This window comes from Photorhabdus namnaonensis (assembly GCF_001684335.1).
Lineage (GTDB): Bacteria > Pseudomonadota > Gammaproteobacteria > Enterobacterales > Enterobacteriaceae > Photorhabdus > Photorhabdus namnaonensis.
On the sequence record NZ_LOIC01000061.1, the window covers coordinates 94,023 to 110,389 of the forward strand.

The following is a 16,367-nucleotide window of genomic DNA, read 5'->3' on the forward strand; positions in this document are numbered from 1 at the left end:
CTATTGTACTCGAAAACATCTTTTATTAAGACTGTTTTTTATTCGATTATTTTGTTTCCCCATATTCATCTAGAAATAAGGTAATAACAACGATTTGAACAACAATAGCGAGTAAAAGTTCTATTGTTAATAAAGTTGTAAAATTGTAACATAAATTAAATACAGTTTTCATATCAGATTGAATTTTAATAATAAATTTTTCGATAAGATAAATTTTTTAATGATTACAATGAATATTATCACTGGGTTTGTGGTAGGACATTTTCTGCCTATGAGGATTCGATATTTTATCGTTTACAATAACAATATTCCTGATGTTATCTTTACAATATCCAAGTAAATAAAGTCTTAAATATAAAAATAAAGATAAGGGGATTGTTTTAATTCGTTTTACCATAATGAAATTAATAATATTGTTTCAACGGTAGCCTTATTAATAGATCAAGGCTACCGTTATTTCTTCTGGTACGTCCAGATTGAATTTTATTGTCAGCAGCAGAGTGGTTTAATAATAAAATTGCTATGACAATAGGAATTTTTCTGGTACATAATGATGAAGATTATTCGCTAAACAGTATTCCTCCAGTTGTTGACTAGAATGAATACCTATCTTGCCATATATCCGAGCCATATAAGTTTCAACGGTATGGTGAGAAATATTTAATTTCTGCCCAATCTGTTTCCTGGTGTATTTCTGTAAAAAGAAGAAAATGATATCCCATTCACGCGGCGTAAAAATATCGCTTGGTGCTTGGAGTATAATCGATGCTGGTAGTTCTTTATAATATTGATGCAAACAGGACAGTGAATAGTCTTTGGCTTCCCAACAGTGGTACATGACGCCAATACAATTTCCATTTTCATGATAAAAAGGTGATTTTTCACAGAAATAAGATGACAAAATTTGGTTTTGTCCGAATATATGTGTCTCAATTGAACATATTCTTTGCTCTGTTGCCATGACTTTTTTATCTTGAATAATAAATTCCTTAGCAAATTCAGCGCCGTCCCAAGGGAGTTCATGATCATGAAGCCCTTCATAATCAAATGATGCTTTAAAATTATGAATATATTTCTTGGTTGCTGAGTTTCCATAAATAAAATTTGAAGAACTATCTTTTATTCCCCACGGTTCATTGCTGATTTCCATTGTATTGATGATTTGAGGTGATATCGTACAGTTCTTCATAAAAACTCCTTAATAGTTTTCAGCTTAAATAAACATTCTACTTTTGGATTTCCTGGTGCTTTCTGGGGTATAGCAATAAAATTAAATTTTTTCATAATAATTTTCTAGTTTTATATGTTATGGCAGGCTGGATTATCGTTTATTATATTTAAAACAACAGGTTATAGAGTAATATCCAGCAATCTGTTAGCTCAAAAGTACATTTGTTAGTTAATTGATTATCTTACAAATTCAGAATAATTCTAAGGAGGTTTATGATTATAAGGTGTTCTGCAATCAAATAATTCCTCAATATTATGAGTAAATTCTTTTATTGCTGAATTACCGTAAATAAAATAGGAAGAACTATTTTTTACGCCCCACGGTGTATGACTTATTGCCATTGTGTTAATAATTTGAGGTAATATTTCATAGTTCTTCTTCATAAAAACCCGGTTGTTATTTAGGGGTTAAGGAAATATTCTACTTTCTGGATGCACAAATCTTTCTGGTACGTAAAGATCATAATCATTTGTGCGGCAATAATCTTCCAATTGACGACTAGAGTGAACACCAATTCTTTTATATATTCGCGAGAGATGGGTTTCAACCGTACGATAGGAAATATCTAGCATCCTACCCATCTGCTTACTGGTATATTTTTGTAACAGAAGAAAAATAACATCCCATTCCCGTTGCGTAAATATGTCGGTTGGTGGAGAGAATAGGATAGATGCTGGTAGTTTTCCATGAAATAGACGGGTAAATGAGAAATCCTGAGCTTTCCAGCAATGGAAAATGGTACCGACACATTTGTTATCATCATTATAGAGTGGATATTTTTCACTAAAATAAGATGATAGAAATGTATCTTTTCCATATATATGTGTTTCAAGCGAGCATACTCTTGTTTGTTTCTCTATTACAGTTTTATCGTGAACAACAAATTCTTTTGCAAATTCAGCTCCGTCCCAAGGGAGTTCATAGTCATATCGCCCCTCGTAATCAAATGAGTTTTGAAAATTTTGAAGAGATTTACATGCTTGGTTACCAAAAATCCAGCACGAATCTTTATCTTTGATCCCCCAGGGATCATTACTTTGCTGCATAGTGTTAATGACTTGAGGTGAAAGATTTAATTTGTTGATTTGGTTCATAATGAAATCCTATCGTATAATTAATGGTTAGTAATCTAAGTTTATAACTCCCTGCTACCAATAGTTAGAAATCTTTCAGGAATATAGAGATGATAGTTATTTTCCTTACAGAAATCTGCTAATTCTACATGAGGTGATAAATCAAATTTATGATAAATTGACTGAATATGGTTAACGACATCTTCTGTGCTCATCATTAATTCTTTACTGATGCTCTCTTCATCTTGTGAACGTAAAGTTAGAAAAAGGACTTCCCACTCGGTTTGTGTCAGAATATTATTCGGCGGCGTAAACTCCAGGTTTGTTGGCGATATTCTTTCATAATAGTAAGAAACAGAAAAATCTTGAGCCTTATACATATGAAAGAAGATCCCAATGCAATCATTATTCTCATCAAAAAGGGGAAATTTATCACAAATATAGCTTTGTTTAATGTTATTTTCTCCAAATTGATGCGTTTCCAATGAGGTGACGCGCTGCATGGTTTGGATGGCTTTTTGATCCTGACGGTGGAATTCTTCCGCATATTCAGCAACAGGTGAAGGTAATTCACCCATAGAAAGCCCTATAATATCGAAATTTTCAGGAAGGTTGAGCAGTTGATAGAAAGCGGGGTTAGCGTAAATAAATCTTGATTGGTGATCTCTGGCGCCCCAAGGTTCATTGCTTTTATCCCACATCATGGTTAATTGTGGCGTAATAAGAGTGGATTTGTTTCTTATATTTGACATAGTAACTCCTAAATTTCGACTTAAATTGTTATCTGAGTAGTTGCGTTTTCGATTATGCCTTAAGCGGACTGCTATATAATAGGATATAATGCTTTTCTCGTCAAAAAGCGTATGTTTATTAATTGAATTTTTACTATTTTATAATGAAACTTTAAATAACAATGAATATAACCATATATACTATTTTAGATGTGGATTATTTTTGTGTTTATTGAAAGAGTGATTGGAGACTGTTGCTGTGCTCGCTGCGGTGCCTGATATCGGTCATTTTTAGCTGGAAAGTATCCATCATTAATAGTCAATAAGTGCAGATTATGCCCAGAATTATCAGCATCCTGGCTGTTGTCAATTGATAAATAATTATTTGTCCTAATGCTTAAGGGCTGTTTTTTTAAATTATTTTATTTACTCTTCTTTGTAATAAAGAAAAAATCTGAACAGTAACGTGGAAAAAACAATAGTTTTTGAACACATTTTTGATGTGACCTAAAGATTGAACTCAATAAATTACGTCTGTTGTGTTAAGTATATATTCTTAGTTTTTCATATTGTTTGTGCTAACTCCCCTTTTAAAGGGTAGCTGGCAGTAGTTACACTTATTGGGATTAAGTAGTAAATACTTAATGAATGATGCTAACATAAATTTGGTTTTTTCTATTTGAATTTAAAATTTTCTTAATGCGATCCGTTACTTCACATGTATAACACGCAAGTTTGATGGGAAGTGAAAAGATCATATCGTTACCTTAGACCGAAGGCACAGTTATGGATTTGATAACTATATCGTCCTTTTTAGATGATTAGCGGGGGGATAGGAGGAGGCTATATGTCAATAAAATTGGTAAATCCTGAAAAGGCTAATGAGGTTTTTGCTTATCTGAATGGAAGCTCAGATAATCATACCCTTTATACTGCGTTAATGAACGGGATTGATATTACTGACCAGATAAAAGGATTGTTACTTTCGCCAGGTTATCGCATGGTTCGTATTGATGGTCGATTTGGTAATCGTATCAGTCAATCCCACTTCGAATTGGCGTTGGTTAACGATGTGTCTAAAGAGGTCGCCTATTATAATCGAATGGTTATACAGCCAGATGTGGTAGTGACTTGTCGTCCAGTAACACAAATTCTTGTTTGGCGTATCAGAACGCCTCAACACCGTGCTGTTCTACATGATTTAGCTGGCAAGGTGTTCTTTGGTTACTTGCTTGAGCATTACAATGTGATTGTGTCAGATATGAACCAGACTCATGACGGTATTTCTTTTTGGCAGGCCCGTATGTATGACGCGCTGGCGTATAATATGCATGTTTATGCTTATGATATGATTACCTGTGAGTTGCGTAAGATTTTGACCCAGAATGATGTTAGTCGCCAAGAATCTTGGTTATGGGGAGATCCTGAACATCATCAGAATAGATTGGCAATTATTTCGAAAAGTGAATTACCCATCCAATAGACCCACTTTGTGGGTTTTTTTCATAATCGATCTGAATGATTCCATGATAATTAACTTGCGATATATCAATCCTCACCCAACGCGCTATCCCTCATTGTAAAGTCTATAAATTTCCAGAACAGTGTTTGAAGTCGAGTTTCGCTATTAATTTAACTCATTATAGTTAGTAATATTGTATTTATTGTTCGCATTTATTTATATCAGAATAATGGAAGTGAGCGGTTATTTTTTACTATAGATATTTTGTTGCAAAGAAATAAGTTAAATTTACCTACATTTCTGATGCAACAATGTTAATAATTTAACCTTAGTAATTTGATTTATGAAAATCTTTTAATGATTTTAATAAAAACAACAGGTTAATCTGTAATTTAATCTTATTTTTTACTGTCTTATTTGTATTGTTAACATCAGTGTGGGGATATAGGGCAATATGTGGGGGGTAAACAGACTTTTTTGTGTGTTAATATTGATTTTGAGTTTTGGCTCTATATTATTTTATTCTACTCATTCGTTTGACAGTATTTGTATATATAAGCTCATTATGTCTCTGAGCTTAGGTTTTTTATTTCACTATATATTTTACAATCTTTGTGAATAAATTTCTTGTTAAGGGCGAAATATGTTTAAAAAATTCGAACAATCATCTTTGATATCAGTTATAACAAAGGCGTTTTTTTCATTATTTCATTGTTCAGAAAATAAATAGCCGATGAAATAATAACTTAATAGAGTTAGGGTAATCTGCCTAATTAGGCCAAATAATGCCATCATTGATGGCTGTCATTATATTTCTTACCGTGGTAAGAGCAGTGGATTTGCACTGTCCACGGAAAACTCGATTCTCAAAACCGTTGCTGTATCTGTCAGATGCAGTGGTTTTCTATTTAACCTCAACTTAAATTAAGGGATTATTTATGGGAAAATCATCAAACCGTAGTACAGAATATTTCTTTACTGGAAAATACTACGATGATGATGATGGTAATAATATTGTTGCCATCGGCGTAGGAGGGGTTATTTATGCCAAAGGAGGCGATGATCGTATTACCCTCGGATCAATTGGGGCGACGGTCTATGCTGATTCTGGTAATAAGGTTGTTAATGGCGGCGCCGGATATTTAAAAATAGTGGATAAGGAAGGTAATCTGTCAGTACATGGCGCTGCCGGTTATTCAGGTATTGATAAAAGTGGCAATGGTGATATTTCATTTGCTGGCGTGGCGGGAGGGGTTGCTATCGATCACCGGGGAAGCCACGGTAATCTCAATTTCTCTGGGGCGGCTGCTTATAATGGCCTGAGTCGTAAAGGGCAATCCGGTGAGGTGATTTTTGAAGGTGTCGGTGGTTATAACGAATTATGGCATGAAACCAATCAGGGCAATTTAAGTTTCTTTGGCGCCGGCGCTGGTAATAAAATTGATCGTACTTGGTATGATCACTATGAGAAAAGTCACGGCGATGTGAAATTTGAAGGCGGGGGAGCCGCAAATAGTATTAGTTCACGGGTTGAAAACGGCAATATTAATTTCACAGGTGCCGGGGTGGATAATCACATTATACGTAAAGGTAGAGAAGGCAATATTATTTTGCATGGCGCCGGGGCGTCAAATCGTATTGAGCGTTTGCGCCAAAGCCAAGATCAATATGGTCGGACCCACGGTAATATCGAATTTGAAGGGGCAGGGGGTTATAACCGGATTTATTCTGATGTCGCACATGGTGATATTAGTTTCGATGGCGCCGGTGCTTACAATGAAATATCAAGAATCGGCGCAGATAACGGCTCTCGTGATGGCGCTTTGGAATATGCTAAAGCCGAAGAGATTGTGTTAACGACAGCGACAATAGGGGGAAAGTGGCTCCAACAATCCCAACACCAACAGGTGATTGGGATTAAATCAATTGCCGAGCCTAATACTTATCTCTTTGCGCTGGCCGATGAAATGTATACTAAGTTGGTTAAGGTTCAACTTCAAAATGATCCTGAAACCGGTAAGCTCGGTTATTACGCCACTTCTTGGTACAAAGAGGGCAATCATCTCAATAATCTTGCCGCGGAGAATATCTCTTCAAGTAATGGATTTTTCGATATATGTTCCAATGGTGGTTACCGTCTCTTTAATCTCATCTTTGAACATCATCAACCCGTTACTATTCAGCATACTGTTGAAGAAGATTTACAGGAAAACCAGTGGGTGACTTATGCCGGTGGAACCAATGCCAGAGCAGGAGATGTCACGTTGATTGATGCCAAGATGCATGGGCATGCAATCCATTCTGGTGGTTTGGTATTGGATGTTTCAGCGGTGAAATCGAACCGCCAACCGAACACTTATATTTATGCCAAGTATGTTGAGTCATATACCAAAGTGGTGATGGTTGAATTGGTGAATAATCCTGAAACCGGTGCGCTGCAATATTATGCCAGTGCTTGGTATAAAGAAGGTGATCATACCGGCAATCTGGCCGTTGAAGATTTTTCCCCTAAAAATGGTTATCGCTCAATGGATGTGGGCGGATATTCCCTAACCCATCTGCAATACAAAGTGAATTCAGTATGTCGTGTTTCTGAGCATTTAGCACATACCGAAGAGTATAGTCATCAGGAATTGGTGAAATCATCCACGGATATGGGTGATAGCTCCGGTGATATTAATTTCAAGGGTATGGGGGGCGGCAATGTCATTACTTCTAGTGTCACACGTGGCAATGTCAATTTTGAAGGTACTGGTGCCGCTAATGTCATCGTGAAAAGGGGTGAAGAGGGTAATCTGACGTTTCGTGGCGCAGGCTTGGCAAATGTGCTGGTGCATCAAAGCCAACATGGAGAAATGGACGTTTACGCTGGCGGTGCGGCAAACGTATTGGTCCGAATCGGTGATGGGCGGTATCTGGCTCATCTCCTGGCGATAGGTAATATTTCGATCCATCAGGGGAATGGCGATAGCCGGGTTATCATGTTTGGGGGGTACAACACTCATAGCCAAATAGGTAATGGCAGCGCAAATTGGTTAGGCGCCGGCGGTTTTAATGTGATGACTCAAACAGGTGAGGGGAAGGTTTCCTCGGTACTGGTGGGGGGCGCCAATGTGCTGACTAAGCTTGGTGCCGGTGATTTGGTCGCCGGTATGCTTGGTGGTGTGAATATTATCACCCATCTCCACGATGATGAAATATCAGCTACCACGGCGGTTGCGTTAGGCGGCGCCAATATTTTGACGAAAAAGGGCAGAGGTAGTGCTATTGCGCTGATGGGCGGCGGCGCCAATGTGTTTACGCACATTGGCAATGGGAGTACGACGGGTGTGATGTTAGGCGGCGCTAATATTTTGACCAAAGTCGGAAACGGTGATGCCACAGGTATCATGCTCGGCGTAGGTAATGTGCTGACTCATATCGGCGGTGGTCAGACTCTGGGAGTCATGGGAGCCGCAGGCAATATCTTTACCAAAGTAGGGGACGGAAATGCGATTGCAGCCATGATTGGCGCGGGCAATATCTTTACCCATGCTGGCAGCGGTGACGCATGGGGATTGATGGGAGGCTTGGGAAATGTTTTTACCAAAGTGGGGGATGGTAAGGCGCTGGCATTGATGATAGCGGCCGGTAATGTGTTTACTCACATTGGTGATGAAATGAGTGTTGCCTTGATGTTGGCTAAAGGCAATATCGCCACCAAAGTGGGTAACGGTATGACGCTGGCGGCAATGATCGGTGAGGCCAATGTGATGACCCATATTGGCAATGGCTCAACTTTTGCGGCGATGATCGGGCAGGGCAATATCCTGACAAAAGCGGGCAATGATTTGACGTTTGGTTTGATGGTTGGTGAAGCCAATATCTATTCGCATCTAGGTAGTGGCACCAGCATTGGCTTGTTTGCCGGTGAGCTGAATGTGATGACCAAAATAGGTGATGGTACAACATTGGCGGCGATGTTTGGTCAAGCCAATATCATGACTCATTCCGGTAATGGCTTAACCGGTGTTTTAGCGTTAGGAGAGGCGAATATTGTCACCAAAGTGGGCGATGATTTTATGGGAGTGGTTGCGGCTGCGGAGGCTAACGTCATCACTCATAAGGGATCATCAACCACTGCTGGCGTGCTATTCGGTAAGGGCAATATTCTAACGAAGGTGGGTGACGGGATAACCGTCGGTTTACTTATTTCCGATGTGGGTAACATTATGACCCATGTCGGTGATGGCACGACGGTGGGTTTCGCCAAAGGTAAAGCGAATATCATTACCAAAGTGGGGAACGGTACCGGCGTTAATGCTGTTTGGGGGGAGGCTAATATCCTGACTCAGGTTGGTGATGGCGACCGTTATAACTTTGCCAAAGGCAAAGCGAACATCATTACCAAAGTGGGTAATAAGCAGGAAGTCACGGTTGTTCAAGGGGATGCCAATATCATCGCCCATGTGGGGCAAGGTGATGATTATACCGGCGCTTGGGGCAAAGCTAATGTGATTACCAAGGTCGGTGATGGGCGCAATGTCGTACTCGCCAAAGCTGATGCTAATATTGTGACTCAGGTAGGTAACGGTGACAGTTTGAATGCCTTGTGGAGTAAAGGAAATATTGTCACCAAAGTGGGTGATGGTATGCAGGTGACCGCCGCAAAAGGCAGAGCGAATATTACGACCACGGTGGGGGATGGTTTAAGTGTTATCGCGACGTACGGCGATTTTAATATCAATACCAAAGTGGGGGATGGTGTTTCCGTTAACACAGCGTGGGGTGAATATAACGTTAACACTAAAGTTGGGCAGGGTCTCAATGTTGCGATCATGAAAGGTAAGGGCAATGCCAATATTCATGTTGGTGATGGTTTGGGAATTAACGCCTCTTACGCACGTAATAATGTGGCGATTAAGGTTGGTAACGGCGATTTTTACACTCTTTCTATTGCGGAAAGCAATACGCAAAGTCATAACCTTTCCTTTCTGTTTAAAACGATTAGACAAACTGTGTTAGGTGTGGAAGGTAGTCAGGCGATTAACTATCTGCTTCACGGTAATGAAGCGAATAGTTCTGGTACGAATAGAGGCCGAGGAGCAATTAATTTAACCGAAGTTTCTGCCATTGATGGTTTTCAGATGAATGCCATTGATGAAGTGGGTTCGGATCTGCGTGATAAATTAAGCGGCTCGGTAACTCAGGTGGAGACGCCTGATACTGAGGCCATCCAGAATGCCTTGTGTATTGGAGACGAGGTTGATTCGACTCAGAGTGAATCGTCATCGCAAGCTGACGCTGTTGTTAAATATGCAAAACAGGACAGCGCTGAGCAAAATGCGTTAAGTGATAAAGAAAAAGCGGAAGAGAATCATCGCATTCTGGAACAAGAACGGGATGACCAACTTAAAATAATTTCAAAATCACACTTCCAATTGGAATCAACAAATCAAAATGCGTTAAATACCAATGGGCAAGTACAGCGTGATGAAATGAGTGGAGAATCCAGAGCGGTAACGAAAGAGTTGCTTTCTATGACTCAACGTTTGAATGCGCTTAATGACTATGGGAATTACTCTGGTCAATCGGGTGATGAGTGGCGTAAGCGGTTTGCTACGGGATATTTGAACCGTACTCAGGAAAAATTAGATGACACCAAATTTATTTCACAGAAAAAATTAGCTGATTTACAGCCGTGCCTTATTGATAACCAACAACAAGTAAAAAAGGCAATTGGCAAATCAGAAGCAGGTTTAGAGCAAAGTTATCAGAATATAAAGAACACAGACGACAATATTGAGGATGCGCGTACAGAAGCGAGATCAAGACAGAAAGAAGCGGATTCACAACGTCTGCGAGCGGCAAAAGCGGAAAGCGATGCTTATGCCGTATATGAAGAAGCGAAACAACGCGGTGAATATGATAGCGCGGTAGCGAAAAATAAAGCCGCTCAGATACAGGCTGATGCGAAAGGGGCGAAACAGGCTGGTGGTGTAAAACCCGATCGTAACGGGGCGCCCGGCAGTGGCTTGTCTGGAACAGCTTATACAGCAATCGAGGTAGTGAAACCGAAAAGTCATATCAACCCTGAATCCAAAACGGAAGCTAATGGTTGGAACAGTGAAGATCTAACACTAACAGCCACAGATTTGGCGGCATTGAGTGGTGCGCGACAGGCGGTTAATCGACTACAGATTGACAAGGGTGTTCGTGTAGAAAATGTCGGTGCTTCGGTCATTTCGCTGCTTACCGGAACGTCATCCGATAGGGTTGTGGAACCTACCTCACATCAACCGAGAAAGTTAACCACAAAAACAGCTGTAATTTCGGGTATCAATTTGCAAGGGCTAGGGCAAACGGCTGGTGGCGATAGCCTTAAATCCCATGCTTCCATTCTGAGGGAGTTTTATCCTTTCTTGCTGAGTCAGGGTGACAAGCGGTTTATTGATTCGACGAAAAGATATCTTGGTCAGATAAATACCGATCGGCCCAGTAAGGCGCTGGCGGCAGTACGAGAGGCTTTCAACAATACGGTTGAACAACCTGATGAGCGGCATGTATTGCAGCTTGAGCAAGCGCTTGCTCATTGGCAACAGCATGATCCCAATGAATTTGCCAGGCGTGGCCGATTAGTTAAAAGCCTGCGTTTTGAGATGGGGGAGCGGGTTGCTTACCTTCAAGCAAAAAGAGCCGAACCCGTCGGGATTTTAGGGATTAGCCTGGCGCCTGCCCATATTGCACAGTTTGACCAACAGGTCTCGTTTGACGGGTTCGGGCGTGTAGTGGGTTTGAAAGGCGATATCACGCAAAGCGAAATTAATCGTCTTACTGATTTACAAATCAAGCCATTGACTCAGATTAACTCTGCGGCGGAGCGGGAAGCGCCTAAAACTGAAAGTGAGAGCCTCATCGTTTTCGTTAGCCGATTGCGACAAGAAGCTATTCCCGAAGGTATGCCGTTAGCTGAACGGGCCAAAAACCTTTGGCTGAGCGGACAAGTAACCCGACAGGAAACCATTAAGCTATTTGAGGATGCGGTTACCCAGTTGCAGGCACATCCTGAACTGCATTTTCTGGCTCAACAATTACTGACTGACGCCCGAAAAGAGAAGGCGACCGGGCAGTATATTGATAACCTGTTTGGCCGCCATTTTGATTCTGAATTGGCCTATGAACTGGTGAAAACCGCATCGCCGGAGGCCAGAGATGCCGCACAGCGAACAGGCAATTTCTTGGTGCGGGAATTTGAGCGGTGGATAAGCGGTTATTACCCGGATCAGGTTGTACGTGACAAGCATATTGCGGCTAAGATGCGCCTTTTTGCCAGAGCCATCAATCAGGATTTTCGCCCTTGGTTTAGCCGGGTCCCTGAGGTAACGACATTCCTAGACGAGCCAACTTTTGTCCATTTCAAGGCTATGATGACCACGGTGAATAATGGTTTTGATGTGATCAAAGTGCCGTTTCTGTCGGTAAAAATGGCGATTACTTCTGGGATGGGGATGGATCGGACGGCATGGAAGCTTGAAGGGGATCGTTTCTATGAAGATGTTATCACTAAAGCCCGTTCGACCAGTTATGAACTGACTGCCGGGGCGGATGTGAGATACAGAGTAGAAGTTACGGGCAAGCTGACCAACGATTATGGCACGGCGTTGCCTTATCAGCCTGCGAATGGCAAGCATGATGATTTCCTGTTTGGTCGGAAGGTAGCGGCGGATCGGATTCTAGTTCCTGGATGGGAGACGAAATTTGAGCGTAATGCGTTAGCCCAAGGCCATTCTGTGGTGACGGGAGCTTCTGGCTCGACCAATATCATGGTTCACCTTAATAACTACATTGCCAGAGAGCAATCTGACTTTTCCGCTGGGCAGGGTTATCTCAACACGCTGTCATTTCTGGTATTTGATGGAGGCCATTCTGTCAATGAAAGTCTGGCGGTTTATCAGGCGCTACAGGCGGTGGGTGACGAGCGTAAACAGATATTGAATAGCTACACCGCCAATTATCGGGATCTGGTGGATATTGCCGGTGAAGAAGGCAAAGTGTGGGTAAGTCAGGCGCTGGATAATGCTTTCCAGGAAACTGGGGAATTCTATCAGAAACATGTCAGAGTGAAGCCACAAAGTCGTCCAGCGGTGGAAGAGTTAGACGGGCTATCGGGTAAAAATAAGCGGCCAGAACCGACTATCATCGACGATCCTCATCAGGATAAGAAAATGAGCAGACCACTCGGTGACTGGCAAGTAGAGAAGGTGACGCCACAGGCTGATGGCCGTGAAACTCGCTTTGATGGTCAGATTATTATCCAAATGGAGGATGATCCGGTGGTCGCGAAAGCCGCGGCTAATCTGGCGGGTAAACACTCAGATTCTAGCGTAGTGATTCAACTTGACTCCAGGGGCAAATATCGTGTGGTTTATGGCGATCTTGTCCGATTATCGGGGAAGTTACGTTGGCAGATTGTCGGTCATGGTCGTGATGCGTCGGAGCAAAATAACATTCGCCTGAGTGGTTACGCGGCTGATGAACTGGCCACCAGATTAACGCGGTTTTATCAGGAGTTTAATCTGGGTAAAAGCCTAACTCGTAAACCTGATCACATCAGTATTGTGGGTTGCTCTCTGATAAGTGATGACCAGCGGGATGGTTTTGCTCGTCGTTTTATCACCGTGTTGGATAAACAAGGCATTCGCAGTGATGTTTCCGCTCGCAGTAGTGAAGTGGCTGTTGACGCTGGTGGACGCAAATTTACCCGTGATCAACATAACCAATGGGTTAATAATCTGTCTGATAACAAAGTCGTATTAAGTTGGAATGGCCAAAATGAGCTGAGCACACATACTGAACAGGTTCGTCGTGGTATTGCTGAAAGTGATATCAACCTCTCCAAGGTAGGACATACTGAAGCGGATACCGTTATTAAAGGTGCGATTACCGGTCACAATGAAGTGTTAGTTCAACCAAAGAGACGTGAAAATACGATTCAGGTTGCTCCTGACGATCAATCGAATAATCAGCTCAGTTACTCCGGTAATATCCAGGTGAATGTGGGAGATGGCGAGTTTACCTCCTTCAACTGGGGAACCTCGAACGTCGGTATTAAAGTGGGTAGCGGTGGTTTTAAATCACTGGCCTTCGGTGATAACAATGTGATGGCGCATATCGGTAATGGCGACAGTAAACACAGCTTCGATATTGCAGGCTATCAAGCGCTTGAAGGGGCGCAAATGTTTATCGGTAATCGTAATGTCAGCTTTAACCAAGGCCGCAGTAATGATCTGATTGTGATGATGGATAAATCCATTCCAACGCCGCCGTTGGTTAATCCGTTTGATGGTGCCGCGCGTATTGCTCATGTATTACAAGGGGTTGCCGGTTTCAGTGCGGATCAAGATTGGTTGGCGGCGCAAGATCAGCAGTGGACCATCGCCGGTGCGAAGAGGTTTGTGGAGGATATGTCCGGTTTAGACCAAACCAGCAGCGTGGACTACAACACATTGACTGATCTGGATTCGCAACATGAGCGTAGCAGCCGTGGTTTGAAGCATGACGCTGAATTGACATTGAACAAGAAGTTTAATCAGTGGCTAGGCGAACATGGCAATGGCACTGGTATGGGCAAAATAAGTCGTATAGCGCAATTCCGTCAGGTCAATCAGAAGCTGGCCTTCAACTTTGCTGTAGGCGGGCGTGGCGCCGATATTCAGGTGACAACCGGTAACTGGAATCTGATGTTTGGCGACCATATCCAGTCGATTCTGGATACTAACTTGGGTTCGTTGTTTGGCCTGATGACGCAGCAATATTCGGCAACGGGCATGGCGAAGACCACCTTTACCTATAATCCAAAGGACTTGCCGCGTCAGCTTAAGAATAAACTGATTGGTCGATTAGCGAGTGTAAATGCGGATACCACCTTAGCGGATATTTTGGGCGTGAACTACACCGCGGAGGGGAAAATTATTTCCCGCACCGGCGAATCGATTGATGGTGAGGCGATTCTGCAAGAGATGCTGGAAGTGATTGGGGAGTTTAGTGGTGATCAACTGCAAGCTTTCACCAATCCAGAAAAATTACTTGATAGCCTGGAGGCGGGCATTGATATGGGCGAGGATGGCGTCAGGTCATTTGCGGAGAGTCATGGTCTGAAAGAGAAAGCGCCCGATGAGCGTCAGGGATCAGGATCTGCGGTGAGTATCAATGGAGAAAATGCTCAGACCAATAATAAATCCAAGCCTGCATTTGGTTTTAATTCGCTTAACTTACCTAATCTGTTTGCCACGATGTTCAGCGAAGAGAAGCAGCGAGAGATGAAATCGTTAGTGGTTAACCTGAAAGAAAACCTGACGACCGATCTGCTTAATATGGAAGAAAAAACGTTTGATTTCCTGCGTGACAGCGGCCATTTGCACGGTGATGGCGATATCCATGTATCGTTGGGGAACTATAACTTCAACTGGGGAGGCGACGGTAAAGATCTCAGCGCTTATTTGGGAGATAACAACAACTTCTGGGGTGGTCGCGGTGATGATGTTTATTACTCGCTAGGGACCTCCAATATCTTTACCGGCGGTGAAGGCAATGATCTTGGCATCCTGATGGGACGTGAAAACTGGATGTTTGGCGGTAAGGGGGATGATACCGCGGTAGTGGCCGGGCGTATTAACCATCTATTTATGGGGGAAGGCAATGACCAGATATTTGTCTTTGGTGAAGGCGGTTTTATTGATGCCGGTAACGGACAGGATTACGTTGTCACCTCCGGCAACTATAACCGGGTGGATAGTGGGGAAGGTCAGGATTATGCGGTAATCATCGGCAATAATAATCAGGCCGAACTGGGTGGAGGCGACGATTTTGCCAGAGTATTTGGTAATCACAACCGGGTCGATGGTTATTCCGGCAATGATGCGATTAAGCTGATGGGCTACCATGCGGTGATCAACGGTGGCGAAGGTGATGATCACTTGATAGCCGCGGCGATTTCGAAGTTCAGCCAGTTTGATGGCGGTGAAGGTCAGGATCTGCTGGTGTTAGGCGGGTATCAGAACCATTTCCGGGGCGGTGCGGGTGTGGATAGCTTTGTGGTCGGCGCAGAGGTGATTGATAACCGAGTGAGCGATATTAACGCAGAAGATATGATCCTGTTTAACGGTGTTGACTGGCAAAATCTGTGGTTCCAGCGTAGCGGATATGATCTGGTGCTGTCAGTGAATCGCCATACTCAGGACAATACCGCTCAGGGGAGATTTGAATCGGTGGGTTCAGTCACCTTTAATGATTACTTTAATGGCAATCGCGCCAAATTGGTGACTCGGATGAGTGATAAGAACGCGTCAGGGGAGCGTGAATTTACCGCACTGTCAGATAATGCGGTGGATTCTTTGATTCAGGCCATGAGTAGTTTTGCCCCGACTGTGGGTGATAATGGTTTTATTGCGGGTCTGGGCAATCAGGAGAAAACGGCTATTGCAACGGCGTGGAGTGATGTGACGATTGGTAAAGGGAAATTTGCTTAATTAACTCTTTATTAGCTCTTTCTATAAGTCAGTAAAAAAGTTGTTATAAAAATGGCTCACAGAAAGGTGGGCCATTTTTTGTTTTATATTTTGATTAAGTTTTTCTATTTTATTTAAAAACAGGGTTATTATTATCGAATTGATTGTAATAATTTATTATTTTTTTCATAGTGATTCTGTAATAGATAAGTTAAATATCTGTGGTGTTTTTATGTTTTAAATATTAATAAATTACTCTATAAATATTTTATTTTTCAAATTTGAATAAAAATTGTCTATGATTAATTTAATGCTATTTTATTAACTGAGTTAGCACTAATAGTCATGATGGTGAGTATTAGGAAGTGTCAGGGGGGATAAAAA

5 protein-coding genes are annotated in these 16,367 nt (G+C 42.0%); 2 read left to right on the plus strand and 3 right to left on the minus strand.

Annotation, left to right across the window (positions count from 1 at the left end):
* Window positions 1-520: 520 nt before the first annotated feature.
* The 3 genes from Phpb_RS10560 to Phpb_RS10570 form a co-directional block, all read right to left on the minus strand.
* Window positions 521-1,189, minus strand: a complete 669-nt coding sequence (locus Phpb_RS10560) for a helix-turn-helix transcriptional regulator (RefSeq protein WP_065390294.1) — start codon at window positions 1,187-1,189, stop codon at window positions 521-523.
* Between the two features lie 449 nt (window positions 1,190-1,638).
* A complete protein-coding gene (locus Phpb_RS10565) occupies window positions 1,639-2,325 on the minus strand; it encodes a helix-turn-helix transcriptional regulator (protein WP_065390295.1) in 687 nt (228 codons plus the stop codon).
* Window positions 2,326-2,366: 41 nt separating this feature from the next.
* On the minus strand, window positions 2,367-3,056 hold the full coding sequence (locus Phpb_RS10570) for a helix-turn-helix transcriptional regulator (RefSeq protein WP_065390296.1): 690 nt from the start codon (window positions 3,054-3,056) through the stop codon (window positions 2,367-2,369).
* 826 nt (window positions 3,057-3,882) lie between these two features.
* Here Phpb_RS10570 and Phpb_RS10575 point away from each other — a divergent pair.
* Both Phpb_RS10575 and rtxA read left to right on the plus strand, forming a co-directional pair.
* Window positions 3,883-4,518, plus strand: coding sequence for a hypothetical protein (locus tag Phpb_RS10575; RefSeq protein ID WP_065390297.1), 636 nt, complete (start codon window positions 3,883-3,885; stop codon window positions 4,516-4,518).
* Between the two features lie 917 nt (window positions 4,519-5,435).
* The gene (gene rtxA / locus Phpb_RS10580; protein WP_065390298.1) at window positions 5,436-16,004 is read left to right on the plus strand and encodes an MARTX multifunctional-autoprocessing repeats-in-toxin holotoxin RtxA; all 10,569 of its coding nucleotides are present in this window, start codon (window positions 5,436-5,438) and stop codon (window positions 16,002-16,004) included.
* The last annotated feature ends 363 nt before the right edge of the window (window positions 16,005-16,367 follow it).

Bases quoted from the DNA above. Each gene is read 5' to 3' on its own strand.
- Phpb_RS10560 (WP_065390294.1), bottom strand. From the start codon at position 1,189: ATGAAGAACTGTACGATATCACCTCAAATCATCAATACAATGGAAATC.
- Phpb_RS10565 (WP_065390295.1), bottom strand. From the start codon at position 2,325: ATGAACCAAATCAACAAATTAAATCTTTCACCTCAAGTCATTAACACT.
- Phpb_RS10570 (WP_065390296.1), bottom strand. From the start codon at position 3,056: ATGTCAAATATAAGAAACAAATCCACTCTTATTACGCCACAATTAACC.
- Phpb_RS10575 (WP_065390297.1), top strand. From the start codon at position 3,883: ATGTCAATAAAATTGGTAAATCCTGAAAAGGCTAATGAGGTTTTTGCT.
- rtxA (WP_065390298.1), top strand. From the start codon at position 5,436: ATGGGAAAATCATCAAACCGTAGTACAGAATATTTCTTTACTGGAAAA.